Here is a 23,957-nt window from a genome sequence, read left to right as displayed (position 1 = left end):
TGACAGCCGTTGTCAGGGTTGAGAAGTAGGGTCGCGGACATGGTCGAGCTGGCTGACATCCGGGCGGTCACCGAAGGGTTGCCGCGCAGCTACGAGGTCCTGGTCCGGGACCGGATCAAGTTCCGCGTCGGGCAGATCGTGTACCTCGCGCTGTCGCGGGACGAGAAGCAGATGGGCATCGGTTTCCCGAAGGAGGAACGGGCGGCCGCGATCGCGGCGTACCCGGACAAGTTCCTCCCACCCAGCAAGTCCGACGAGCGCTACCAGTGGATCGAGGTCAACCTCGCCGCGATCGACCGAACCGAACTCCGCGAACTGATCCTCGACGCCTGGCGCCTGTGCGTCCCCAAGAAAGTAGCGGCCGAGTACTTCGGCGAGTGACCCGTACGACGATCCGCTTCGCGCCTCCTGCGTCGGCGCTCGACCCACCCGCCCCACCCCGCCGCTCCTCCGTCGCGGCTCGCCGTACCTGCAGCTCGCCTCCTGCCGCACGTATCAACCCAGCCCATCCGCATCTGAAGTCACCGGCTCTCAGCTGATTTCGCACGTCCTTGACCGAGACCTCCGCGGAACTGACAGCCGGTTGCACCAACTTGTGCTCCAGCAGACAAATGCCAGGGGACTGATGGACCCAGTGCAGCTCCGCAGCGTGCGGTTCGGCGGCAGGTAGCGAGCTGCAGCCGGCGGTTGGGGGTGGGTGGGTCGAGCGGCCGACGTAGGAGGCGTGATGCGGGCTCGACGTACAGGGGCTCTGGGCAACGAAGTTGTCATTCCTAGGGATGAGGCCCGAACCGTTCCTGGGGAGGATGGGTGGGACGGTTTCGCGAGGGACGCTGGGGGTATGACCGGGGACTTCTTGCCGCAGCGCCGTCAGGCGTCGATTCGTGTTCAGTTGTTGGCTGTTGGGCTGATCATCGCCGTGGCCGTGGGGGCCGTCTACGCGTTGACCTAGGCGTCCCAGTTGACCTCGGCTTCGCCGGGGCGGACCACGCCGGCTTCGTAGGCGACGACGACGGCCTGGACCCGGCTGGACAGGCCGAGCTTCGAGAGCACGTTGCTGACGTGGGTTTTCACCGTCGTCTCGCTCACGAACAGCTTCGCGGCCAGGTCGCGGTTCGACAGGCCGCGGGCCATCCAGACGAGGATCTCCCGTTCGCGGTCGCTCAACTGCCCCAATGCCCCGGCCCATCGCGCGTCCGGGGCCGCCGCCGGTGCGGGCTCGTCGCCGCCGACCCGGCGCTCGAGTTCGACACAACGCTCCAGCAGTACCCGCGTCGACGCCGGGTCGACCAGTGAGTCACCTCGATGCACGGCCCGTACTGCGGAGACCAGCAGGTCCGGATCGGTGTCCTTCAACAGGAACCCGGAAGCCCCGGCCCGTACGGCGCTCAGCACGTACGCCTCGTCGTCGAAAGTCGTCAGCACCAGGACAGCGGGCCGGTTGCGGCCGGACTCCTTGCTCGCCCGGGTGATCCGTTCGGTGGCGACCAGCCCGTCCATCACCGGCATCCGGATGTCCATCAGCACGACGTCGGGGTCGTACTGCTCGATCAGCCGGAGCGCCTCCTCGCCGTCGCCGGCCTGCGCGACCGTGGTGAGGTCCGGCTCGTGATCCAGGATCATCGCCAGCCCCATCCGGATCACGCCCTGGTCGTCGGCGACCAGGACCCGGATCTGTTCGCTCACCTCTGCGGCGGCAACCATGCCTGCACTCTCCATCCACCCAGTGGTCCGGCGGCCAGGGCGAGGGTGCCACCGACCGCGTTCGCTCGTTCGCGCATTCCGATCAATCCGTTGCCCCGCCCGCTCTCGTTCCGCCGGGCGGTCTCCAGCGCGTTCGCCGGCGGCGGTCCGCCGGTGCCGTTGTCGTCGATGGTCAGGAGGTCACCCTGCGGCCCGCTCTGCCAGCTGACCTGCGCCGCCGTGGCCTTGGCATGCACCATCACGTTGGTGAGCGCCTCCTGAATGATCCGTACTGCGGTCAGGTCGGTGGCCGAGGCCAGTTGGGTGCGGCTCGGCAGGTCCATCGTCACCTCGACACCGACCGCCTTCAGCCGCTCACCCATCCGCGTGACGTCCGACAGGTCCGGAACCGGGGCGGTCTCGGCGCCGCTGCTGGACGTCGCGGTGTTCAGCACTCGGACGGTCTCCCGCATCGCGGTCAGCGCTTCCTTGCCGCTGGCAATGATCCAGCGGACCGCCTCGCGCAGCGCCTCGGGGTTGCGGTCCGCCACCCGGTCGGCGGCCTGGGCGCGGATCACCACCGCGCTCATGTGGTGCGAGACGACATCGTGCAGGTCGCGGGCGATCCGGGTCCGCTCGGCGGCCGCGGCTCGCTCGGCCTCGATCGCCCGGAGCCGGACCAGCGCGGCGTTGCGCTGCTCGAGGACCAGCATCGTCTTGCGGCGGCGCAGCGCGTTGGCGCCGAGCAGCACCATGCCGCAGATCAAGGCTTCGGCGAAGACGAACAGCGACACGTCGATGTAGCTGTAGAGACTGGAGATGTCGGTCGGAAGTTTCTGGTACCGCGGGCCGTACCGGGTGATGTCCGGCCGGTTGCTCAGCACGATGGCGACGACCGCGGGCAGGCAGATCATCAACGCGAACAGACTGCCCATCGTGAAGAACAAGGTGGTGAATCGGCGGACGCCGCTCGACGCGGCCAGGTAGCCGACCACCAGCAAGGGGACGAGATGCAGCTCGGACTGCAGAGCCGCGTCGCTGATCGCCGGGGCCCGGAAGATGTCCAGCCCGATCTGCTCGGCGAGCCCGGTCTCGGCCGCCGCGTAGAAGAGCGGATACAGCACCGAGACGACCACCAGGGTGACCCGGGGGAATCGCCGGACCAGGGCCACGGTGAACACCAGGAAGATCCCGGCGACCACGGAGACACTCGGGTTGGCCGGCCGTAACCCGCTGCCGTTGATCAGGGCGAGCCCGAAGAACCACCCGACGCCGATGACCGTCGCGAGCAGCAGGTCCTGCTGCACGGACGGTAACCGTCGCCAGAAGTTCAACACCCGGATGCCTCTCGACGGCTCACTCGACGCTCTTACTTGCTCAGAGTAGTCGCGCGCGCCGGCCTGCGGTTCCTGCGCCCGGACGGCTGCCGACTCCAACTTTCGGAGGAGCCCGGGCGTCCGACCCCATACCCAGGTCCCACTTCCGGCTGCTGAGGACGGTCCCTGGGGCCGATGTATCGACCGTGCTGAACCGAGAGGCTGTACCCCATGACCAACGAGCTGCCGCCGCGCCGGACGAACCAGGCGCGAACCCGGTTGCTGTCCGTGACGGGTCTGGTCGTGGCCGGCCTCGTGATCGGGTCACTCGTGATCTGGCACGGCCGGCTGGGCGACCTGCTCGACGGGGACTCGGCCGCCGACAAGCAGCCGGTCGTCGCCGGTTCAGGTGCTGCCGGCAACAAACCGCCGGCGATCGAGACCAGTGCCACCCTGCCGCCGGCGAGCGAGCCGACGAAGACGCCCACCAACCCTCCGAAGACCAAGCCCACCGCGGATCCGACGGAACCGGTGAAGACGACCAGGCCGGTGTACGCCGAGGAGAGCGATCTCGGGCTGACCCCGAGGATGAGGTCGCGTCTGCGCAAGGCGACGGCTGCCGCCAAGGCGGACGGGATCACCATCAGCATCACCTCCGCCCGGCGCAGCGTCGCGAAGCAGAACCAGTTGCTGAAGGCAGCGATCGCGAAGTACGGCTCGTACCGCGAAGCGATCCGCTGGGTGCTGCCGCCGGACAAGTCCGCGCACGTGAAGGGCAAGGCCGTCGACATCGGCCCGCGGAGCGCGATGACGTGGCTGGAGAAGAACGGCTGGCGGTACGGGTTGTGCCGCCGCTACGACAACGAGCCCTGGCATTTCGAGGCGCTCACCACACCGGGCAAGCACTGCCCGGCGCTGCAGGTCAGCGGCGCCGCCGAGGCCGGCTGATCCCGGTGGCCGCCGAGCAGGACCCTGACCGAGACCGCACCCGCCAGATGACAACGAGGAGCGCAAACCGATGACGACCTATGCCCCGATGATCACCCGTGGTTCCACCCGGTCACGCCGGCCCGTAGTACCGGCGTTGTGGCGGCAGGTCGTTCGCGGTGCGTCTCTCGACCACAGCGCTTCGAAGGGGGACGATCGAAGCGTGCACCCGGGAACGATCGAGCCCGACCGGTCGGCGTACACGCAGTTGGAGATCTACGAGGGCCTGCTGCGCGCCTTCGACCGGCGTACCGAGGTGCTCGAGGCGATCGCGGACGCGCCCGACCGGGAGGTCGCCGTACTGCGGTTGCGCGAGCTCCTCGACGTCACGCACCTGCAGGCCGCCGCGATCCTCGACACCCAGTTGCACCGGTTCGCCGCTGGTTCCCGGGAGCGGGTCGCGCACCGTGCCGCCGAGTTGCGCGAGGCCCTGATCCGCTGACCCGGGTCCGTCGAATCGGAGCCTTCAGCCGTCCAGCAGGTCGAGGAGAGCCTCGGCGTACGCCTGCTCGGCATCGGGGGAGACGTAGGTGCCGTCGGCGGTGACCACCGCAAAACCCTCCGGGACCGCCTCCAGCCGCCGGAACCGCGCACCGAGCAACGCGCGCAGCTGTTCCTCGCGCGGCAACCAGATCACCTCGCGCTGCTCGATGCTGTCCAGTGCCCATTCGGTGGTCCCGTTGAAGCCGATCACCTTGCCGCCGGGATAGTCGTGCACCTCGACGGTCATGTCGCTGACCACGAACACGTCGTCGTCCATCTCCCGGTCGGGTACCACGAACCGGTCCCCGGCGCTCGGCACCCAGAGCGCCCCGGCCTTGCGCAACCGCCTCGCCTGCTCAACCGTGATCACTCTTCCATCCTCCCCACCCACTCAAAGTCCCGCATCAACCGGCGAGTTCGGCCCGGGTCGCCAGCGTCGCGGTCAGGCCGATGAGGACGGCGATCGCGGCGATGGTTCCGGCCAGCGCGCCACCGGATCCGTGCAGGGGACCGGTCAGCGACAGGAACACCGTGCCGATCAGCGCGGCCCCGACCGCGAGCGACGCCTGCTGGATCGTCACCATCAGACCGCTTCCGACACCGGCGAACTCAGCCGGTACGCCGGACAGCACGACCCGGAACATCACCGGGATCTGAGAGCCGGTGCCGAAGCCGCACAGCGCCATCCCCGGCAGGAGCATGAGCGGTGTCAGGTGCTCCCACTCCCGCAGTACGACGGCCGCCAGTACCGCGAGTCCCACGATCTGTGTGAGCCCGCCGCCGACCAGGACCCGGGTGCCGAAGCGGTTGACCAAGCGCGGGCCGACCAGCGAGGCAGTCAGATGGCAGACGGCCAACGGCGCCAACGCGACCCCGGCCTCGACGGGTCCGAGGTGAAGCCCCTGCTGCAACGCGATCGCGAAGACGAACATGAACCCACCGAACCCGATCGAGAACGGCACGATCAGCACCAGCCCGGTCCGTACCGCGGGGACGCTGAGCAGCCTGGTGGGCAAGAGCGGAAGGACCCCGCGGAGCTCCTTCGCGCGTTCAACCCGCAACAGCGCGTACGCCGCCGCAGGCACCGCGGCCAGACTGAGCCAGGACCAGATCGGCCAGCCGGCCGCACGGCCTTCGCTCAACGGGATGAGCAGCAGGATCAGCAACAAGCTGAGCAAGATCGTTCCCGCCCGGTCGATCGGAGCCGGCTTGGCCGCGCGGGTGGCCGGCACCGTCCGGGAAGCCAGCAGCAGGGTCGCCAGGCCGATCGGCACATTCACCAGGAAGACCGTGCGCCAGCCGAAGCCCGCGAAGTCGGCGGCGACCAGCAAGCCACCGAGAACCTGGCCGATCACCATCGCCACGCCGGCGACCGCGCCGTACAGGCCGACGGCCCGGTTCCGTCGGTCCGCGGTGGTGGCGGTCTGGATGGTCGCGAGGACCTGCGGGTTGAGGAGTGCGGCGGAGGCGCCTTGGGCGATTCGGGCGACGACGAGCAGCAGTGCGGTCGTCGCGAGTCCGCAGGCCAGCGAGGTCAGGATGAAGGCGGTCAAGGCGATCAGCAGCATGCGTCGCCGGCCGAGGGCGTCCCCGAGCCGGCCGCCGACGACCAGCAGGACGGCGTACGCGACGCCGTAGCCGGCGATGACGAGTTCGAGCAGCGCCGGGCCGGCGTCGAGATCGGCGTCGATCGCGGGGAGCGCCACGTTGACGATGAAGAAGTCGAGGATCGGCAGCGCCCCGGACAGCAGCAAGGCCAGCAGACCGAGCCCGCTCAGGTGCCCGGTGGCCGCGGCCGCGGGCCGGGTGGTCACTTCCAGCTGTGTGGTCATGCGTACCACCCTGAGATGATGCTCAGCCTGGTACCAGAGTCTCCTTATCCTGGTACAAATTGCACCTGGTACCGGTTTGAGGGCGGTGCCATTCTGGTGTCATGGACGCAACCGACAGCCCGCGGCGGGACGAGTTGGCAAGCTTCCTGCGCAGCCGGCGGGAGCGGCTCACCCCTGAGGACGTCGGCCTGCCGGCCGGCCGCAGACGCCGTACGCCGGGGCTGCGGCGTGAGGAGGTCGCGCAGCTGGCCGCCATCGGGGTGACCTGGTACACCTGGCTCGAGCAGGCGCGCGACATCCAGGTCTCGGCCGAGGTGCTCGACGCGATCGCCCGGACGTTGCGGCTGGACCGGTCCGAGCGCAACCACCTGTTCAGCCTGGCGGGATCCATCGATCCGACCCCGGCGAACAGTTACAGCCCGGTCAGCGAGGCGGTCCGGCTGATGATCGCCCAGCTCGACCCGTTCCCGTCCAGCGTGCAGAACGCCCGCTTCGACCTGCTCGCCTACAACCGCAGCTTCGGGCGGCTGTTCTGCGATCTCGACGCGGTGCCGGACGAGGACCGCAACATGATCTGGCTGGCGTTCACCCACGAGCAGGTGCGGGCGACGATGAACGATCTCGACCTGACGCTGCGGCTGATGACGGCGAAGTTCCGCGCGTCGATGACCGCCAACCTGGGCGAGCCGGCCTGGAAGGCGCTGCTGAACAGACTGCAGGCGGAATCCGCCGAGTTCCGTGAACTCTGGGACCGGCACGAGGTGATGGCGCCGACCACCGCCCGCAAGCACTACCACCACCCCGAAGTCGGCGACCTCCACATGCTCGCCAGCAACCTCTGGCTCGAACCCAACTCCGCCAGCCCGCACATAGTCACCTATTCCCCCTCCGACGAAGCCACCGCCGCCAAACTCCCCTTACTGACCCGCGAGCCTTTGCCGGCTGTCTAGTTCAGGCGACGGCCCGCCAGTACTGGGACTTGTTGTTGTCCCGTACGACGTAACCCAGCTTGCCGAGTTCGTCGCGGAGTTCGCGCAGATCGGCTTTGCCTTTGTCGCCCTGACCGAACGCCTTCGATCGAGCCCGCAGTACGGCGTTGACCGTCGGCGGCAACTCGGGATCGTCCTCCACCCAGCGCCGGAACTTGTCCCCATGTGGATCGCCCGCCTCCGACCACGGATACCCGTGCCCGCGAAACGCAGCCGGGATCTGCTGCGCAGCGGACTTCAATTGGTCATGCCGTTCGCGCGCGAGCTCCCGCGACGAGGTGTCCTGCACGACGATCTCCCGGCCGTCCAGAAACACCACGGCTACCTGCTCACGCCGTACGCGCACCGTCCGCTGGTTCTTCAAGAACTCGATCCCGCTGTTGGTGATCGTCACCCTGAGGGTGTCCTCCAACGCCATCCCGGCGAGCACGACCCCCGCGATCAGCCCTGCCGCCGTGCAAGCGATCACGGCCCACCAGCTGTCCCAAGACGCGATCAGCTCGAGCGGACGCCGGAAGGGGACCCACTTCTGCCCGGCGGCCCAGTCGGCGATCAGCGGCAGGAAGAATCCGAACGCCGCCCCGGCCAGCGGCAGCCCACCGAACAGCACCGCCTTGTCGGACGTCGAGTGCCCGATCACTGTCGCCGTGTCCGTGCTCATGGCTGGTGCCTCCTCGTCTGTCCGGCGAACGTAACAGCGCGAGAAGCTCCGATCAGCGGTTCCGCCGAAGCCCGATACCGAAGTCGGCACGCAAGGCCCTGGGAGAGACGAAAGTCGCTGCTGGCACGATGCTGGGAGACGACTAGCGCGGAGGGCTGATGGCTGAGGGCATTTGGTTGAGGTTCCTGTCCGGGCCGGAGATCGACTCGCTCGGCCTGACCCGCACGGAGATCGTCGACGCGGTGGAGGCGGCCGTCCGCGATCACGGCGAGGGGGAGACGAGCTTCGAGCCGCGGGTCCACCTGCAGCCGGACAACGGCGGTATCGGGCACTTCAACGTGCTGCGCGGCCATCTCAACCGGCTCGGCGATCACGGCATCAGCGGAGTGAAGGTCGTCGGCGACTTCGTCCCCAACTACAAAGTCGGGCTTCCGAGCGAGCTGGCGATGGCCACCCTGTTCGATCCGACCACCGGCATCCCGCTGGCAGTGCTCGACGCCACGATGATCACGGCCGCGCGGACGGGCGCGATGACCACGGTCGGCGCGCGCCGGCTGGCCCGCCGGGACAGCAAGATCCTCGGCCACGCGGGATCCCGCGGTACGGCGTGGTGGAACGTCACCATGCTCGACGATCTGTTCGACCTCGACGAGATCCGGGTGACGTCGCGGCGGCCGGAGTCGCGGGAGAAGTTCGCGGCGGAGTTGTCCGCCGAACTGTCCACGCCGGTCCGGGTGGTCGCCACCGCCGAGGAGGCCTTCGACGGCGCCGACGTGATCGTCGAGGCCACGCGGCTGACCGAGCCCGAGCCCTTGCTGCGAACGGCTGCGGTGAAGCCGGGCGCCTTCGTAGTCCCGTACGGCACGGTCAGCGCTGTCGAGCTGGACCTGCTCGACGTGATGGACAAGGTTGTCGTGGACGACTGGCGTGAGGCGCAGTCCGGCCGGTTCGGGGCACTGCGCCGTCACGTCGACACCGGCCGGCTCTCACCGGACACCCTGTACGCCGAACTCGGGCAGATCGTGGCGGGACACAAGCCCGGCCGGGAGAACGATGCCGAGCGCAACCTCTTCTGGCATCGCGGACTCGCCTTGCTGGACGTGGCGATCGCCCACCTGATCCTGCGTCGTGCCGAGACGGCGGACGTCGGCACGATGCTCAGGTTCCACTGACATGCTGATCGACCAACCCGAGGACCTGACCCTGGACCGCGCGCCGATCGAGCTCACCCGCAACCTGATCGACCGCCTCAACACCACCCGGTACGCCGTGCTGTCGGCCTTGCGCGCCGGAGATCCCGTCTACGGGGTCAACACCGGGATGGGGGCCATGAGCAAGGTTCGGCTGAGTGAGCCGGAACAGGCGGTGCACCAGCGGAATCTCTTGCTGGCCAGGGCAGTCGGCGGTCCGCCTTGGCTGCCGGTCGACGAAGCACGAGCCGTTGTCGTTGCTCGCTTGCGTACCTTTCTCACCGGCGACGCGGGTGTGTCCGCCGAACTGTGCCTTCAACTGGTTGAACTCCTCAACAGTGGTGTCGTTCCCGCGATCCCTGTCGAGGGCGCTGGTTCGGCAGGGGAGATCATCCCGCTGGCACACGCGTTCGGACCGCTGGTGGGGATTGGATCGGTGCTCGGTGGCGGAGACGCGGTTGCAGCTCCGCCGACCTCGTTCCAGCTGGGTCCGAAGGAGGGAATCGCTCTGCTGGCAGGGATTCCGGGAGCTACCGGACGGGCGTGGTTACAGCTCTCTCAGGCGGCGAAGCTGCTTGAGCAGCAGCGCTTCGCTGCCGCTGCAGGGATTGCCGTCATCGGCGCCAGCCGCGATCCGTACAACCCCTTGTGTGGAAGGGGAGACGACGTGCTGACCGCCGAACTGACCAGATTGCTGGAGCTCGCCGGGCCGGAAGACGAACCGCGCTCATTGCAAGCGCCGGTGTCGTTCCGGGTAGCAGGGCAGGTGATCGCCAACGTCGAGCGATCCGTCAGACGCCTGGCCGACGCGGTCGAGCGGGCTTTTGCCGGAGTGACGGACTCGCCGGCATTCCTCGACGGTGAGTTCGTCGGGACGGCGGGCTTCCACGGAATCGATCTCGCCGCGCACTGCGATCAGCTGGTGGCGGCGCTCACTCATGCGGCGGAGGTGTCGGCTGCCCGGGTTCATCGGTTGCTCGATCCCGCGGTGACCGGTCTGCCGGCCCAGTTGGCTCACGAGCCAGGTCCACAGGCGGGGCTGGTCGCAGTACACAAGAAGGCTGTTGCGCTGGTGCATGCGATGCGGCGGCTCTCGTTGCCATCGGCAATCGGTTCGGTCGAGACGTCCAACGGACAGGAAGATGTTCAGTCTTTCAGCTGGGAGGCGGCGGGCGGATTGGCCGCCGCCGTGCGGCTCGCGCGTGAGGTGCTGGCGTGCGAAGTGCTGGCTGTCTTCCAAGCCACTGCGCTGGCGAAGCGGCCTGTTTCGCTTGTATTGCAGGCGTTTCTCGATTCGGTCGCAGCTGTCGTGCCGCCGATCGAGGCGGATCGCCCGTTCGGGGTGGATCTGCACCGGCTGAGCGCGAAACTGCTCTGATCACTGGTTGTTTGTCGACTGTCACTGCGGGTACTCGGCGGGAGAGACAGTTGCTGACGACAATCAGAACGGGGATGTGAGCACTGATGAGTACCGCGCAGGAGCTGGAACAGGCCATCGGCAAGGATGTTTACGATGTCGAGGGCCACAAGGTCGGCACGGTGGCGAACCTCTACGCCTCGGATCTGTCGGGGATGCCCGAGTGGGTGACGGTACGGACGGGGCTGTTCGGGACGAAGGAATCCTTTGTCCCGTTGACCGGAGCGCACACCGAGCAGGACGGCCTGCACGTCGGCGCGCCGAAGGACCTGATCAAGGACGCACCGCGGATCGACGATCAGGGGCACCTGTCGGAGGCCGAGGCGGCCGAGCTGTACCGGCACTACAGCCTGCCCGCGGCGATGCCGGGCCGCGACCAGACCGGCCGCAACGCGCAGAACGCCGACGGCCGAATGGCCGGCCAGGACGCCGCTATGCAGGGTAAGGGCATGCGTGGCGAGGTCGATCAGGATCTCGCCGGGCAGGAGTCGATGGTTCGGTCCGAGGAGCGGCTGCGGGCCGGCACGGAAACCGTCGAGACCGGTCGCGTCCGGCTGCGCAAGCACGTGGTGACCGAGGAACAGCAGATCACCGTGCCGGTCAGCCACGAAGAGGTCCACGTGACCCGCGAGCCGGTCGCCGAGGGCACGGATCGCGGCGGCAAGATCGCCGAGGAGGACCGCGAGGTCGTCCTGCACGAGGAACGTCCGGTCGTCGCGAAGGAGACCGTCGCCGTCGAACGCGTCGGCCTGGAGACCGAGAAGGTCCGCGAGGAACAACAGATCAGCGACACGGTCCGCAAGGAGCAGATCGACGTCGAGGACGAGTCCGGCGGCAAACACCGCAAGTAACGCCCGGCGCCCGCCGCCATCCATGCCCGGATGGCGGCGGCCCGCCCCTCAGCACGCTTCAGCGCTGTGCCGCAGCCGGGTCGCCGACAGGTCCCAGCTGGGGGCGAACGGACCGTGCGTCACCATCGCGGGATCACCGCATCCCAGTCCGGCTGAACGGCTCGCATCGGAGTGATGTCGTCGCGGGTGTCGAACCCGCACTTCTCGTACTGCTCCGCGAGCCGCGCCAGCGAATCCAGGTCCAGCTCCACCCCGAGACCAGGCCCGTCCGGCACAGCCACCGCACCATCGACGAACTCGAGTGCGCCAGGCTGTACTACGTCCTCCACCAAGTACGGGTAATGCGTGTCGCAGTCGTAGGTGAGCTCAGGAGTCGCGCCGGCCAAGTGGGTCATCGCGGCCAGGCTGATGCCGAGATGCGAATTCGAGTGCATGGAGAGCCCGATGCCGAAGGTCCGGCAGATCGCGGCCAGGTCGCGCGACCGGCGCAGACCGCCCCAGAAATGGTGGTCCGACAGCACCACCTGGACCGCATCGGCCAGTACTGCGGGCTTGAGGTGACTGAAGGCGGTCACGCACATGTTGGTTGCCAACGGCATCGAAACTTCCCGGGCGACCGCGGCCATCCCGTCGATACCGCCGGTCGGATCCTCCAGGTACTCGAGCACGCCGTCGAGCTTCCTGCCGACCGCGATGCTGGTGTCGACAGTCCAGCCCGCATTGGGATCCAGCCGCAGCGGATGGTCCGGAAAGGCTTGCCTGAGGGCGAGGATCGCGTCCGCCTCGTCGTCCGGAGGCAACACGCCACCCTTGAGCTTGAGGGACTTGAAGCCGTAGCCGTCGACCATCCGCCGGGCCTGCGCAACGATGCCCTCGGCATCCATCGCCTCACCCCAGTCATCGGTCGGGTAGTCCGGCAACGGGGTGTGCGCGGCCGGCTTGAAGAACAGGTAGCCGCTGTACGCGACAGCGTCGCGGACCTTGCCGCCGAGCAGTTCGACCATCGGGCGACCGAGTGCCTTGCCCTGCAGGTCCCAACAGGCGACTTCGAAGGCGGACAGCACAGTGGCGAGCGTCTTCTCGTCACTCGCCTCGCCGACCAGGCCGTGCGTGGCGAGACCGGCCGCGCGGCCGAGCGTTTCGTCGATGATCCGCTCGAGACCGTTCAGGTCGTACGGGTCGAGTCCTCGCAGTCGCGGCGCGACCTTGCGCAACGCGGTGAGGATCGCCAGATCGCCGTACGTCTCACCCAGTCCGGTCAGTCCGACGTCGGTGTGCACCTGCAGGATCGAGCGCAGCGCGTAGGGCTGGTGGATGCCCTGGATGTTGCGGAGCGGCGGGTCCTTCATGGCGATCGGCGTGATGACGATGTCGGTGAGCTTCATGCGACGGCCGCCTTCCGTACCATCGTCAGGCCCTGGTCCAGGAGTTGGTCCAGTTCCTCCAGGTGTTCGGGCAGTGGGTCGGTGAGCGGGGAGCGGACGGATCCGACGTCGGTGAACCGGCGCCGGACGGCCGCCTTGACCAGCGAGACGGCGTACCCGGCGCCCTTGTCCCGCAGCTTGACCAGGGGCAGAAAGAACTCGGGGAGCAACGCATCCAGACCGCCCTCGTACGCATGCGCGATCTCCGGCGCGAAGCAGTGCACGGCCGACGAATACGCCCGTACGCCGATCGCCGCGTACGACCGGGCGGTGACCTCGGCCGTCGGGAGTCCGTTGAAATAGGTGAGATCCGGTGCGATGGTCATGATGCGCTGGAGCAGGTCCAGGTCGCCGAGGCCGTCCTTGAACCCGATGACCTCCGGAACAGCGGCCAGGGCAGCGACGGTCTCGGGCGTGTAGATCGCGTTGTCCCGCTGGTAGGCGATCAGCGGCAACCCGGCCCGCGCCGCAAGTGCCTTGAAATGGTCGAGCAGGCCTTGCTGCGATGGCTTGACCAGGTACGGCGGTAGCACCAGCAGCCCGTCGGCGCCGGCCTCCCGGGCAGCCGCTGCGAACTGGACCGCCATCGCGGTTCCGTACCCCGTGCCCGCGAACACCGGTAGGGCGCCGGCGGCCTCGGCCACCGCGGCGCGCACCGCGGCGGCGTACTCGTCGAGGGTGAGCGAGAAGAACTCACCGGTCCCGCAGCACGCGAAGATCGCGGCCGGGTCGGCGTCGATCTGGTGGCGAAGGTGCTCGCGGTACGGACCGAGGGCGAGGTTGCCGTCCGCGTCGAACGCGGTGACGGGGAAGGAGGACAGCCGATCGAGGTGCAAAGACAATGGTTCACCCCTTGCTGGGTGGCGGTCGCTCACTCATCGGCAAGCGCTTGCCAACCGAGGTTAGCAAGCACCGCAACGGGAGCTCCAGTTGTGCCAGTCGCTCTGGGAGCCCTGACCCGGCTGGATACTGGCTGTATGTACGTTCCTTCGCATTTCGCCGCGGATGACGCCGTGGTGCAGGACTTGCTGACCAACCACGGCGCGGCGAACCTGATCACCGCCACGGCCGACGGCTTGCTGGCGACCTTCCTGCCTCTCGTGTACGACGCCGAGGCGGGTGCGCTGCTGGGCCACGTTGCCCGGAACAACCCACAGTGGAAGACGCCGGTCCTCGGCGAAGCGCTCGCGATCGTGGCCGGTCCGGACGCCTACATCAGCCCGTCGTCGTACGCATCGAAAGCTGAGCACGGCCGGGTGGTCCCGACCTGGAACTACGTCACCGCGCACGTCTACGGCGACCTCGTGATCCACGACGACGCCACTTGGCTGGACAGCCTCGTCCGCCGCCTCACCAGCAAGCACGAGTCTTCACGCCCCGCCCCCTGGTCCGTGGACGACGCCCCGGCCGCCTACGTCGCCGGCCAACTCCGCGCCATCGTCGGCCTCGAACTCCGCATCACCCGCATCGAGGCCAAAGCCAAACTCTCCCAGAACCGCCCCACCGCCGACATCGCCGGAGTCGTCACCACCCTGGAAACCGAAGGCGCCGGCCCCATCGTCACCGCCATGCGCACGACCAACAACCTTCCTTGACCCTGCGACGAATCCGCCGAGAGCGGCACCCGGTACCTCGGAGGTTCTGGGTGGCGTGTGGTGGGTTAGGGGTGCTGGGGGTCCTGGTTCCAGTTGTCGGGGTCGCAGACTTCTGGGGGCCAGCCTTGTTGGCGGCAGTATTCGGCGAGGAGTTCTTCGCGGGTGGGGCGGTGGGACGGGGTCGTGGTGGGCGGCTTCGGCGTGGTGGTGGTCTTCGTGGGTTTCGGGGTGGTGCGCTCGGACGTTTCGACCTTCTTCGTCGTCCGGGTCTTCCGCGGAAGCGGGGGAAGCGAGCTCTTCTCGACCTTCGGAGGCGCTGAGGGCACCGTGGTCGGCGCCTGGGGAGTGGGTGTCGGTGTCGGAGTCGGCGTGCTGTCGTCGACGACACGGACGGCCTGGCTCTCCGGCTGATCGGAGTCGAACAGGCCGATCGCCGACAACGCCCAGATGTTCAGCGCCAGGAACAACGCGATCCCGCCGGCGCCGGCGAAGACGGCCCGCCGCGACGGTCCGGCGTACCGGCCGACGGGTCCGCGGACCGGGTTGCCCTTGCCGTCGACCCAGAACTTCCAGCCCTCGGGCGCGGCCGGCCAGGCCGGATCCGGGCGCCACGTCTTCGGCGGCATCCAGCTACGACGGGGCGGCGTGGGCCAGTTTGGCGGTACTACGAACCGCTTCACGCATCCTCCACGTCGCCGAGAAACCCGACCCAGGTTAGTTGATCGCTCAGGGCATCAACACCCCGCTGCTCCGGACCGGAACATCAACCTGACACTGCCCTAACGAGCAGTACTCCGAAAAGCTACTTTCCCGGCGCGGTCCTTCGGCGTGTCGCTGGCGCATCGGCGATGTCATGACCTATATCGCCGGTCGACGAGATCGCTGCGCAGTCAGACGATGTTCTGCTCGGCGCGAAGCCCGGCGGTCCGGAACCGGGTGGCATGCAAAGGGGAGATGTCGACGAACGGGGTCCGATCGAGGTACAGGTCGCGGATGATCTCGCCGACGGCCGGGCCCTGGAGGAAGCCGTGGCCGGAAAACCCTGTGGCATAAAGGAATCGGCTCACCTCGGCGGCCTCGCCGATCAGCGCGTTGTGATCCGGCGTGTTCTCGTAGAGTCCGGCCCAGCCGCTGACCAGGCCCACCTCCAGCAGCGACGGCGCCCGCTGCTCCATCGCGGCGGTGAGCCGTGGCAGCCAGTCCTCGGAGCGATCCAGGTGGAAGCCCGGCCGCTCCTCGGGATCGGACATGCCGACCAGCAGTCCGGGCCCTTCGGAGTGGAAGTAGAACGTGCTGCTGAAGTCGATCGTCATCGGCATCTCCGGCAGGTCCGGAATCGCTTCGGTGACGACGATCTGACGGCGAAGCGGTGTCACCGGGAGCTCCACGCCGACCATCGCGCCGATGCCCGCCGACCAAGCGCCGGCAACGCAGATCACCGTCGACGTTCGGATGACACCGCGGTCCGTCCGTACGCCGACGATCTTGTTGCCTTCAGCATCGATATCGGTGACCGTGCAGCCGGTGATCAAGGTCGCGCCGAGCCGGCGGGCCGCGGAGGCGTAGCCGAGTACCACCGATTCCGGCGTACAGTGCCCGTCGGCTGGTGAGAAGCAGGCGCCCGCCAAGCCGTCTGGAGAGATGATCGGGGCGAGCGACGCGGCCTCGGCGGGAGAGATCATCCGGGTCGGCTGACCGGCCGCGTTCTGCAGTCGCGTGCTCTCCTCGAACAAGGCAACCTGGTCCGCGGTGGACAGCAGGAACAGGTAGCCGACGCGGTGCAGGTCGATCTCCTGACCAGGTCGTTCGCCGAAGCGCGCGAAGGCCTCCAGGCTACGAGCACCGAGCGCGATGTTGAGTTCGTCGGAGAAGTTCGCCCGTACGCCGCCGGCAGCCTTCGACGTCGAGCCCGACCCGAGTTCCTGCTGCTCCAGAAGCACGATCCGCCGTACACCGGCCTCGGCCAGGTGGAACGCGATGCTCGTCCCCATCACCCCGCCGCCGACGATCACCACGTCGGCGGCGTCCGGCAGGGCAATCGGCCGGCGCGGGCCCGCCGCCGGTCCCGGGATCGCCCCGGCCATCAGCCGGGCAGCAGGAAGTCGTCGTCGGCCTCGACCGTGACGGTGTCCATCTGGGCCTTCTGGAGTTTGCCGGAGTAGTCCCAGTTCAGCGACTGCCAGCGGGTGAACTGGTCGAGGACCCAGATCCCGCTCTGCCGCGAGCCGTTGCCCGACTTGCCGTTCCCGCCGAACGGCAGATGCGCCTCGGCGCCCGACGTCGAGTTGTTCACACTCACCATCCCGGCCGAGATGCCCTGGGCGAACCGGAACGCCTTGTTCGGGTCGGTGGTGTAGATCGAACTGGACAGCCCGTACCCCGGTTTGTTGCCCAGAGCAATCGCCTCGTCGAGGGTTGAGTACGTCGTCACGCCGACGATCGGGCCGAACGTCTCGTTCAGGAACAGCTCGTCGTCCGGCCGGACACCGTCCACGATCACCGGGTGGTAGAACAAGCCGGCCGAGGGATCACCGACGAAGCCGTCCCGTGGGTTGTCCGCTCCGACCCGGCCGGTCGACCCGATCACCTGGTGGTGCGCAGCGATCCAGCCGAGCGACTTCTCGAAGCCGGCGGCGAACTTCTCGTCCAGGAGCGGGCCGAACAGCACGTCCTCCCGAGGATCGCCCATCGCGGCCTCGCGGACCGCCGTACTGAACTTCTCGATGAAGGTGTCGTGGATCGACTCGTGCACGATCACCGTTCCCAGCGACGTGCACCGCTGACCCGCAGTACCGAAGCCTGAGAACAACGCGCCTTCGACCGCCAGGTCGAGGTCTGCGTCCTCGGTGATCACCATCGGGTTCTTGCCGCCGAGTTCGAGGCAGGGGGTCTGCAGGTGGCGGCCGCAGAGTTCGCCGATCCGGGTGCCGACCTCGCTGGAACCGGTGAAGCCGACCTTGTCGATCAGGCCGGCCGCGAGGGCCTGCTCGAGCCCGGCGAAGGTGTCCGCGCCGTCGGCGTACACGACGTTGAGCACGCCCGCCGGTACGCCGGCATGGGCGAAGATCTCGTAGAACGCGTCCGAGACGACCGCGGAGTACTCCGCCGGCTTCCAGACCACGGTGTTGCCGCAGAGCAGGGCCGGGACGATGTACCACGACGGGACGGCGACCGGGAAGTTGCCGGCCGAGATCACCGCGACGGCGCCGACCGGCCGGCGAAAGGTGAACAGTTGCTTGTCCGGCATCTCCGACGGCACGGTCTGGCCGTACAGCCGGCGGCCCTCGCCGATGAAGAAGTCGCAGGTGTCGATGATCTCCTGCACCTCGCCCAGCGCCTCGGCGAGCGGTTTGCCGATCTCGCGGGTGACGAGTGCGGCGAGGCGGGTCTTGTTCGCCGTCATCAGCCGGCCGACGTTCGCGACCACCTGACCGCGCTGCGGGGCGGGCAAGGCGGCCCATCCGTACTGCGCTGTCTTGGCCGCCGCCGCTGCCCGGGTGAACACGTCGGCGCCGGCCGAGCCGATGGTGCCGACCACGTCGGCGGTGTTCGCCGGGTTGGTGGACGGGGTGGTCCGGACCGGGTCGGGAACCCGCTCTCCGGCGACGACGGACAGGATGACGGACGACACAGGTGGGTCCTCTCGATCGCGACATTCGGTCCGCCCAGCCTCCGCCACCACCGGACCCTTTGCCAACCCCCGCCGGCTGCCTCAACCCAGGTGAGCGGAGGTGGAGGAAAGGGGAAGAGTGGCGCGGGGTACTGGGTTGGGGTTGGTGGGCGTGTGAGCATTCAAGGGTGAGTGGTTTGGGGCTGACGGACGAAGAGATCCAGGCGATGACGGCGGCGGAGCGGCGGGAATTGGTCCGCCGGCTGGCACCCGCGCCGACCGGGCTGATGCTGAGCCCGCGGACCATGCAGCGGATCCGGAAGTGGCGGCTGGTGTTGCTGCTGCTCGCGGTGGCGGTGCTGATCCCGTGGACCGTCTATCTGGGCAACACCCTGCCGAGTCACTACGTGGCACGGAACTGGGTCGCGACCTGGGTGGGCTTCGACATCCTGCTGCTGACCATGCTGACGGTGACCGCGATCGCTGGTTGGCGACGGCGGCAGTTGTTGTTCCCGTTCGCCTTCGCGACCGGCGTCCTGCTGATCTGCGACGCGTGGTTCGACGTGATGACCAGCCAGCGCGGTGACGATCTCCTGCAGGCGATCCTCAGTGCAGGACTGCTGGAACTGCCACTCGCCTTCGTGCTGATCGCCGGTCCGCTGCGTCTGATGCGGTACGTCGCGATCCGGCACGGCCTGGTCGAGCCCGGCGTCCGGATGTGGCGGGTACCGATCGCGATGCCCGAGCTCTGGCCCGAGCGCAGCGTGCCGGTGGTCGTGGTGGACCCCGATCCGCCCTTGTGACTGCATTCACAAGCTATTAGACTCGGCTCGTACAAGCAACCATGTCGCCGGGCACGGGAGGTTGGACATGACCGAGCGCAAGCCGCCCTCGATGAAGATGGACGACTGGGTCGAGGCGCAGATCCAGCGAGCCCAGAACGCAGGGGAGTTCGACGATCTCGCCGGCGCGGGAAAGCCGATCGGCAAGCTGGCCGATCCGCACGACCCCGACTGGTGGGTCAAGGACTTCATGCGCCGGGAGAAGATCGAGGCCGACGTCCTGCTGCCGCCGACCGTGCTGCTGCGCAAGGAGAAGGCGCGGATCCGCGAGCACGTGCGGAAGATGCGGACCGAGGCCGAGGTTCGCGAGTATCTGGACGATCTGAACCAGCGGATCCTGGTTCAGGTTCGCGACGCCACCGGTCCGGTGATCCCGGTCGGCAAGACCGACGAGGACGCCGTACTGCGGCAGTGGCGCGAGGACCGCGAAGCCGGCCAGGCGCCCCAGCCCGAGCCTGCGCCCCCCCAGCAGGAGCCCGCCCCGAAGCGCTCCTTCTGGCAACGCCTCTTCAGCTGACTGGCCGGAAGACCTCTTCAGGCGTGAAGGCGCTAGTCCGCGAGGAGTCCGCGGGCCGCGGATTCGATGGTCTGTTCGCTCAGCAGGACCTGCCGGGCCGCGTCGCCCAACGGGACGAACGAGTCCTCGCTGCTCACCCGCGCCAGCCGCCCGGCGTACCCGGCGTCGATCAGCGCGGCCAGCACGCCCTCGGACACGCCACCCGAGCGACGTGTTTCGTCCGCCACCAGCACCCTCCCAGTAGCCGTTGCCTCACGCAACAAATCCTCCACCGGTAACGGTGCCAGCCAGCGCAGGTCGAGAACCCGTACGCCGGGCAGCCGGTCCGCCACGCGCAAGCACATCGGGACACCGTTGCCGAAGGTGACGATCGTGAGCCGGTCCCCGTCGCCGTACGTTCGGCCCTTCCCGATCGGCACCGACGCGGTCGGATACTCGGCCAGCCAACGGTCGTCACCGTCTTCGAGCAGATCGCGCCGGTGGTACAGGGCGATCGGCTCGAGGAAGACGCAGACCGTCCCGTCGCTACGAGCCGCCGCGGCGCACGTGTGCAGCATGGCGGCCGCGTCGTCCGGACGGGACGGTGACGCGATCACGATGCCCGGGATGTCCCGCAGTACGCCGATCGCGTCGTCGTTGTGGAAGTGGCCGCCGAAACCTTTCTGGTAGCCGTACCCGGCGATCCGCAGCACCATCGGATTGCGGTACTGCCCTTGCGAGAAGAACTTCAGCGACGCCGCCTCGCCGCGCAACTGATCCTCCGCGTTGTGCAGATAGGCGAGGTACTGCACCTCCGGGATCGGCAGCAATCCGGACACCCCGGCCCCGAGCCCCAGCCCGAGGATCGACTGCTCGTCCAGCAAGGTGTCGAACACCCGTGCGGCCCCGAACATCTTCTGCAGCCCGCGCGTGACGCCGTACACCCCGCCTTTGCGGCCGACGTCCTCGCCGAACACCATCGCTTCCGGGTACGACGCCAGTACGTCGGCCAGCGCCCGGTTGATCGACTGGCTCAGCGTGAGCGGGCCACCTTGTTCGACGTGATGACCGGGCAGCGCCTTCGCGACCGTCGCGGTATCCGGATAACGCAGCGGCGCCGCGACGGCGGCGGCCGATTCGAGTTGCGGCAACCCCGCGACCTCGTGGGCTATCCGCATCACCTCGGCACGCTTGTTCTCGTACAACTCGACCACGTCGTCCGGCGTACAGCCCGAACCGATCAGCAGCCGGGCCGTGCCGAGCAACGGATCCAGCTCCTCCTCGGCCAGCAGTTCGGCCGGGCTCCGGTAGGCGGCTTCCACGTCCGACCCGGCGTGACCCATCAGCCGGACAGTGCGGAGCCTGAGGAACGCGGGCCGGTGATTCCGGCGTACGAAGGTCGCGGCCTCCGTCGCCATCGTCAGGGTCGCGGCGAGATCGGTGCCGTCGGCATCGAAGTACCGCAGGCCGGGGCGTTGCCCGTAGGCCTGTTTGATCCAGCCCTCCGGGGTGCGCACGCTGATGCCGATCCCGTTGTCCTCGCAGACCAGCAGCAACGGCATCGGCAGCCCCTGGTACGACGCGTGCAGGGCCGCGTTGATCGCCCCGGTCGCCGTCGAGTGGTTCGCCGAGGCGTCGCCGAAGCTGGTCACCACGACAGCGTCCGCGGGCCACGGTGACGGTACGCCGAGCTTGGCCGCGCGCGCGATCGAGAAGGCGACGCCCATCGCCCGGGGCAGGTGCGACGCGATCGTCGAGGTCTGCGGAATGATCGCCAGGTCATGCCGCCCGAACACCTTGTGCCGGCCGCCCGCGATCGGTTCCGTGGTCGCGGCGGCGACGCCGAGCAGGATGTCCCGGATCCCGTCTGGTGCTCCGTGCTGCGCCGCTCGAGCCAGGTAGAACGCACCAGAGCGGTAGTGCAGGAGCGCGGGATCGGTGGGCCTGAGCGCGGCGGCGACCGCCGCGTTTCCCTCGTGGCCGGCCGACCCGATCGTGTAGAACCCGAGCCCCTTGGACTGCAGCCAGCGAGCCGCCAGATCGGCGTGCCGGCTACCGAGCTGGGCGTCGTACAGCTCCCGCAGTACGGCGGCGGGATGGTCGCAGGTCGCAGGTTTGAGCGCGGCGACCCGCTCGGCGAACAACTCGTCGACCTGGCTCACTCGTCACAACCCGTCCTTGCCATGGCGACGAGCCTAATTCCAGAGATACCGGGCCGTCAGCCGCGAGGTGGCGCGAACCCGATCACAACCGAAGCCACCGCACCGCCCCAGCCGATCGGCGTACGCCGGGTTTCGCGCCAGCCCGCGCGCTCGTACAGCGCGATGGCGGCGTGACAGTTCTCCGCGACTTCGAGCGAGAGGTCGAGGTCGTGCTCCGTCGCGACGGCCAGGCAGTGGTCGAGCAGGCGGCGGCCGAGTCCGGCGCCCGTTTCGGCCGGGTCGACGAACAGGCGCTCGACCAGGGCCTGGCCGGGCTCGCCGCGGGTGACGGCCACGTGCCCTGCCACCCGGCCGCCGACGGTGATCACCCAGCAGCCGAGCGCACCAGGAGGTGTCAGCCAGCCCCGAGGGTCGTCCGGCCAGTTGATCGGGTAGCCGGCCTTGTCGTGAACCGTGCGCAGGAAGGCCGTACAGCGGTCGAGGTCGGCGTCGGTCCGGGGTCTGATCTCCACCCCGCCACCCTGCCATGCGGGGCGGCCCCGGTTCCCGTTGCGAGGCTTCCCGCGGTGGGAACCGGGGCCGGGGATTGTTCGTTCTCAAGGTGTCGTCGGCCGGGTGAGAGCAGTTTTGGTGGCAGGCGGCGGGGGTACCCGACTGGATGTCTTCTTCACGATGGATGAGCGAGTCCGATGCACGTTTCTCCCAGGGTTCAGCGGCTGTCGATCGCTGCTGGCGTGGGGATCGGCACCGCCGGGTTGCTGGCCGGAGTGCTGCTGCTCGGACCGCTCGCGGCTTCCATCCTGCTCGTCGTGGTGTTCGGGCTGATCTGGCCGCTGGCTGCGGTGATCCGGCACGTCGCCGATGACGCGCCCTTCCAGTCACCGATGATGGTCGCGTGCTGCGCGGCCGGGACCGTGCTGTGCGTGCCTGGGGTGGTGCGGCTGCTGGCGTGGGGAGCGATCGGATTTGCCGTCATGCTGATCGCCGCGGTGATCGGCATCGTCTTCGATCTGGTGGTGCCGAAGGGAGGCCGATCGAGGCGGCGGTTGCAACCGGCGTACAAGGCGTTGGCAGAGCTGAGCCGGCGTGAGCAGGAGGAAGACGAGCGGTTGATCGCCTCGCTGCAGTGTCCACTCAGCATCGAGGAGCTCTGCGGAGTGTGGTGCGAGACGGCCACCACGCTGGCCGAAGGCGCCGGGGCACGGGACCGGCAGGCGGTCGCCGAGGTGCGCCGGATCTGCCTGGACGAATTCGAGCGCCGCAACCCGGCCGGTTTCCAGCGCTGGCTCGCTGCCGGCGCCCCCGCCAACCCCGGCAGCTATCTGCTGCCCGAGCCAGGCGAGTAACTCCGCGATCAGGCAGCCTTCTTCTTGGCTGTCTTCTGGGTCGTCTTCTTCGCAGCTGTCTTCTTTGCAGTGGCCTTCTTTGCCGGAGCCTTCTTGGCTGCTGCTTTCTTCGTAGTCGTCTTCTTGGCCGCTGTCTTCTTGGTGGTCGTCTTGGCAGCGGCGGTCTTCTTGGTGCTCTTCTTCGTCGTCGCCTTCTTCGCAGTACCGGCACGGCGGGCACGGGCGGCCTCGACGCTGGCGCGCAGGGCGGAGACGAGGTCGGTCCGCGGGGTCGCCTCGGGCTCCTCCTCGGTGAACACGACCTCTTGACCCTTGCGCTTGGTCTCGACCAGCTTCTTCACCCGCTCGGTGTAGGAGTCCTTGTACTCCGTCGGCCGCCAGGCGCCACTCATCGCCTCGATCAGGTCCACCGCCATCGACAACTGCTTGCCCGCGCTCGACTTGGCCGGCAGCGAGCCCACTTCCTTCGCCGGGTCGCGGATCTCATCGGCGAAGAACATCGTCTCCAGCACCAGAACTTTGCCATCGGCCCGGATCGTCGCCAGATACTCCTTGCTCCGCATCACGAACGACGCGATGCCGGCCCGGTTCGTCTTCGCCAGCGCGTCCCGCAGCAGCGCGTACGACGAGGCGTTCTCGCTGTCCGACGGAGCCAGGTAGTAGCTCTTCTGGAAGTGGATGGGGTCGATCTCGTCCAGGTCCACGAAGGTGGCGATCTCCAGCGACCGCGACTTTCCGGGCGCGATGTCGGCGAGTTCCTCCTGCTCGACGATCACGTACTCGCCGCCGCCGACGTCATGGCCCTTGACGATCTTGTCGTAGTCGACCTCGCGGCCGGTCCGTTCGTTCACCCGCTTGTACCGGATCCGGTCCGAGGTGCCCTGCTGGAACTGGTGGAAGTCGAGCTCGTGCTCCTCGGTCGCGCTGTACAGCCCGACCGGCACCGAGACCAGCCCGAAGTTGATGTATCCCGTCCAGATCGCCCGCGCCATCGCCCAGCCCTTTCCGTACTCCGGTCCGCCTGACCCAGTCGTCACCCGTACTCCGGTCCGTCTGGTCCCAGCCGGTACCCA

Annotated in this window: 24 protein-coding genes; 11 read left to right on the top strand and 13 right to left on the bottom strand. The window is 68.3% G+C overall.

The features are described 5' to 3' along the window. The first annotated feature begins 39 nt into the window (after positions 1 to 39). Entirely contained in the window at positions 40 to 381 is a 342-nt protein-coding gene (locus EV138_RS12890; RefSeq protein WP_133978991.1) for an MmcQ/YjbR family DNA-binding protein, read from the top strand. A 567-nt stretch (positions 382 to 948) separates the two neighbouring features. On the opposite strand, the gene EV138_RS12885 is transcribed toward EV138_RS12890, so the two are convergent. Next, a complete protein-coding gene (locus EV138_RS12885; RefSeq protein WP_238158414.1) occupies positions 949 to 1,686 on the bottom strand; it encodes a response regulator in 738 nt (245 codons plus the stop codon). Continuing rightward, complete coding sequence (locus EV138_RS12880; RefSeq protein WP_238158099.1) at positions 1,683 to 2,990, bottom strand: sensor histidine kinase; 1,308 nt, start codon at positions 2,988 to 2,990, stop codon at positions 1,683 to 1,685. Before EV138_RS12880 ends, EV138_RS12885 begins: the two co-directional genes overlap by 4 nt. A gap of 240 nt (positions 2,991 to 3,230) precedes the next feature. Here EV138_RS12880 and EV138_RS12875 point away from each other — a divergent pair, with 240 nt between their 5' ends. Both EV138_RS12875 and EV138_RS12870 read left to right on the top strand, forming a co-directional pair. Further along, complete coding sequence (locus tag EV138_RS12875) at positions 3,231 to 3,947, top strand: M15 family metallopeptidase (RefSeq protein WP_133978987.1); 717 nt, start codon at positions 3,231 to 3,233, stop codon at positions 3,945 to 3,947. A gap of 70 nt (positions 3,948 to 4,017) precedes the next feature. Continuing rightward, complete coding sequence (locus EV138_RS12870) at positions 4,018 to 4,428, top strand: hypothetical protein (protein WP_133978985.1); 411 nt, start codon at positions 4,018 to 4,020, stop codon at positions 4,426 to 4,428. 24 nt (positions 4,429 to 4,452) lie between these two features. Here the strand turns inward: EV138_RS12870 and EV138_RS12865 are convergent, their stop codons facing one another. Both EV138_RS12865 and EV138_RS12860 read right to left on the bottom strand, forming a co-directional pair. Beyond that, positions 4,453 to 4,839 (bottom strand): pilus assembly protein CpaE, encoded by a 387-nt coding sequence (locus tag EV138_RS12865; protein ID WP_133978983.1) that lies wholly within the window; start codon positions 4,837 to 4,839, stop codon positions 4,453 to 4,455. A gap of 34 nt (positions 4,840 to 4,873) precedes the next feature. Then, the gene (locus tag EV138_RS12860; RefSeq protein WP_133978981.1) at positions 4,874 to 6,301 is read right to left on the bottom strand and encodes an MFS transporter; all 1,428 of its coding nucleotides are present in this window, start codon (positions 6,299 to 6,301) and stop codon (positions 4,874 to 4,876) included. Between the two features lie 101 nt (positions 6,302 to 6,402). Here EV138_RS12860 and EV138_RS12855 point away from each other — a divergent pair, with 101 nt between their 5' ends. Beyond that, complete coding sequence (locus EV138_RS12855; RefSeq protein WP_133978979.1) at positions 6,403 to 7,251, top strand: helix-turn-helix transcriptional regulator; 849 nt, start codon at positions 6,403 to 6,405, stop codon at positions 7,249 to 7,251. Between the two features lies 1 nt (position 7,252). On the opposite strand, the gene EV138_RS12850 is transcribed toward EV138_RS12855, so the two are convergent. Continuing rightward, positions 7,253 to 7,951, bottom strand: coding sequence for a YqeB family protein (locus EV138_RS12850; RefSeq protein ID WP_133978977.1), 699 nt, complete (start codon positions 7,949 to 7,951; stop codon positions 7,253 to 7,255). 158 nt (positions 7,952 to 8,109) lie between these two features. Between EV138_RS12850 and EV138_RS12845 the strand changes: the two genes are divergently transcribed. The 3 genes from EV138_RS12845 (at position 8,110) to EV138_RS12835 (ending at position 11,409) form a co-directional block, all read left to right on the top strand. After that, a complete protein-coding gene (locus EV138_RS12845) occupies positions 8,110 to 9,123 on the top strand; it encodes an ornithine cyclodeaminase family protein (RefSeq protein ID WP_133978975.1) in 1,014 nt (337 codons plus the stop codon). 1 nt (position 9,124) lies between these two features. Next, on the top strand, positions 9,125 to 10,519 hold the full coding sequence (locus EV138_RS12840) for an aromatic amino acid lyase (protein WP_133978973.1): 1,395 nt from the start codon (positions 9,125 to 9,127) through the stop codon (positions 10,517 to 10,519). A gap of 86 nt (positions 10,520 to 10,605) precedes the next feature. Beyond that, positions 10,606 to 11,409, top strand: coding sequence for a DUF2382 domain-containing protein (locus EV138_RS12835; protein WP_133978971.1), 804 nt, complete (start codon positions 10,606 to 10,608; stop codon positions 11,407 to 11,409). Between the two features lie 119 nt (positions 11,410 to 11,528). On the opposite strand, the gene EV138_RS12830 is transcribed toward EV138_RS12835, so the two are convergent. Both EV138_RS12830 and EV138_RS12825 read right to left on the bottom strand, forming a co-directional pair. Beyond that, positions 11,529 to 12,794, bottom strand: coding sequence for a glucarate dehydratase family protein (locus EV138_RS12830; protein WP_133978969.1), 1,266 nt, complete (start codon positions 12,792 to 12,794; stop codon positions 11,529 to 11,531). Then, positions 12,791 to 13,675, bottom strand: a complete 885-nt coding sequence (locus EV138_RS12825; RefSeq protein ID WP_202866704.1) for a 5-dehydro-4-deoxyglucarate dehydratase — start codon at positions 13,673 to 13,675, stop codon at positions 12,791 to 12,793. Before EV138_RS12825 ends, EV138_RS12830 begins: the two co-directional genes overlap by 4 nt. 135 nt (positions 13,676 to 13,810) lie before the next feature. Between EV138_RS12825 and EV138_RS12820 the strand changes: the two genes are divergently transcribed. Next, positions 13,811 to 14,428 (top strand): FMN-binding negative transcriptional regulator, encoded by a 618-nt coding sequence (locus tag EV138_RS12820; RefSeq protein WP_133978965.1) that lies wholly within the window; start codon positions 13,811 to 13,813, stop codon positions 14,426 to 14,428. Positions 14,429 to 14,493: 65 nt separating this feature from the next. Here EV138_RS12820 and EV138_RS12815 read toward each other — a convergent pair whose 3' ends face one another. The 3 genes from EV138_RS12815 to EV138_RS12805 form a co-directional block, all read right to left on the bottom strand. Continuing rightward, positions 14,494 to 15,054 carry a hypothetical protein gene (locus EV138_RS12815; protein WP_166678569.1) on the bottom strand — a complete coding sequence of 187 codons (561 nt, stop codon included), beginning with the start codon at positions 15,052 to 15,054 and terminating at the stop codon, positions 14,494 to 14,496. A gap of 264 nt (positions 15,055 to 15,318) precedes the next feature. Next, positions 15,319 to 16,512, bottom strand: a complete 1,194-nt coding sequence (locus EV138_RS12810; protein WP_133978961.1) for an NAD(P)/FAD-dependent oxidoreductase — start codon at positions 16,510 to 16,512, stop codon at positions 15,319 to 15,321. Continuing rightward, positions 16,512 to 18,059: an aldehyde dehydrogenase family protein gene (locus EV138_RS12805; protein ID WP_133978959.1), complete on the bottom strand. Its 1,548-nt coding sequence runs from the start codon at positions 18,057 to 18,059 to the stop codon at positions 16,512 to 16,514. Before EV138_RS12805 ends, EV138_RS12810 begins: the two co-directional genes overlap by 1 nt. Before the next feature lie 167 nt (positions 18,060 to 18,226). Here EV138_RS12805 and EV138_RS12800 point away from each other — a divergent pair, with 167 nt between their 5' ends. Continuing rightward, entirely contained in the window at positions 18,227 to 18,841 is a 615-nt protein-coding gene (locus tag EV138_RS12800; protein ID WP_133978957.1) for a hypothetical protein, read from the top strand. A 67-nt stretch (positions 18,842 to 18,908) separates the two neighbouring features. Next, positions 18,909 to 19,397 carry a DnaJ family domain-containing protein gene (locus tag EV138_RS12795; RefSeq protein ID WP_133978955.1) on the top strand — a complete coding sequence of 163 codons (489 nt, stop codon included), beginning with the start codon at positions 18,909 to 18,911 and terminating at the stop codon, positions 19,395 to 19,397. A gap of 32 nt (positions 19,398 to 19,429) precedes the next feature. On the opposite strand, the gene EV138_RS12790 is transcribed toward EV138_RS12795, so the two are convergent. Further along, the gene (locus EV138_RS12790; RefSeq protein WP_133978953.1) at positions 19,430 to 21,538 is read right to left on the bottom strand and encodes a thiamine pyrophosphate-dependent enzyme; all 2,109 of its coding nucleotides are present in this window, start codon (positions 21,536 to 21,538) and stop codon (positions 19,430 to 19,432) included. Between the two features lie 56 nt (positions 21,539 to 21,594). After that, positions 21,595 to 22,050, bottom strand: coding sequence for a GNAT family N-acetyltransferase (locus tag EV138_RS12785; RefSeq protein ID WP_133978951.1), 456 nt, complete (start codon positions 22,048 to 22,050; stop codon positions 21,595 to 21,597). Positions 22,051 to 22,227: 177 nt separating this feature from the next. Here EV138_RS12785 and EV138_RS12780 point away from each other — a divergent pair, with 177 nt between their 5' ends. Continuing rightward, a complete protein-coding gene (locus EV138_RS12780; RefSeq protein WP_133978949.1) occupies positions 22,228 to 22,884 on the top strand; it encodes a hypothetical protein in 657 nt (218 codons plus the stop codon). Positions 22,885 to 22,892: 8 nt separating this feature from the next. On the opposite strand, the gene ku is transcribed toward EV138_RS12780, so the two are convergent. Continuing rightward, complete coding sequence (gene ku, locus EV138_RS12775; protein ID WP_238158098.1) at positions 22,893 to 23,921, bottom strand: non-homologous end joining protein Ku; 1,029 nt, start codon at positions 23,919 to 23,921, stop codon at positions 22,893 to 22,895. Positions 23,922 to 23,957: the final 36 nt, after the last annotated feature.

The organism is Kribbella voronezhensis (assembly GCF_004365175.1).
GTDB classification, from domain to species: domain Bacteria; phylum Actinomycetota; class Actinomycetes; order Propionibacteriales; family Kribbellaceae; genus Kribbella; species Kribbella voronezhensis.
This window is presented reverse-complemented; position numbering and strand designations above follow the sequence as displayed.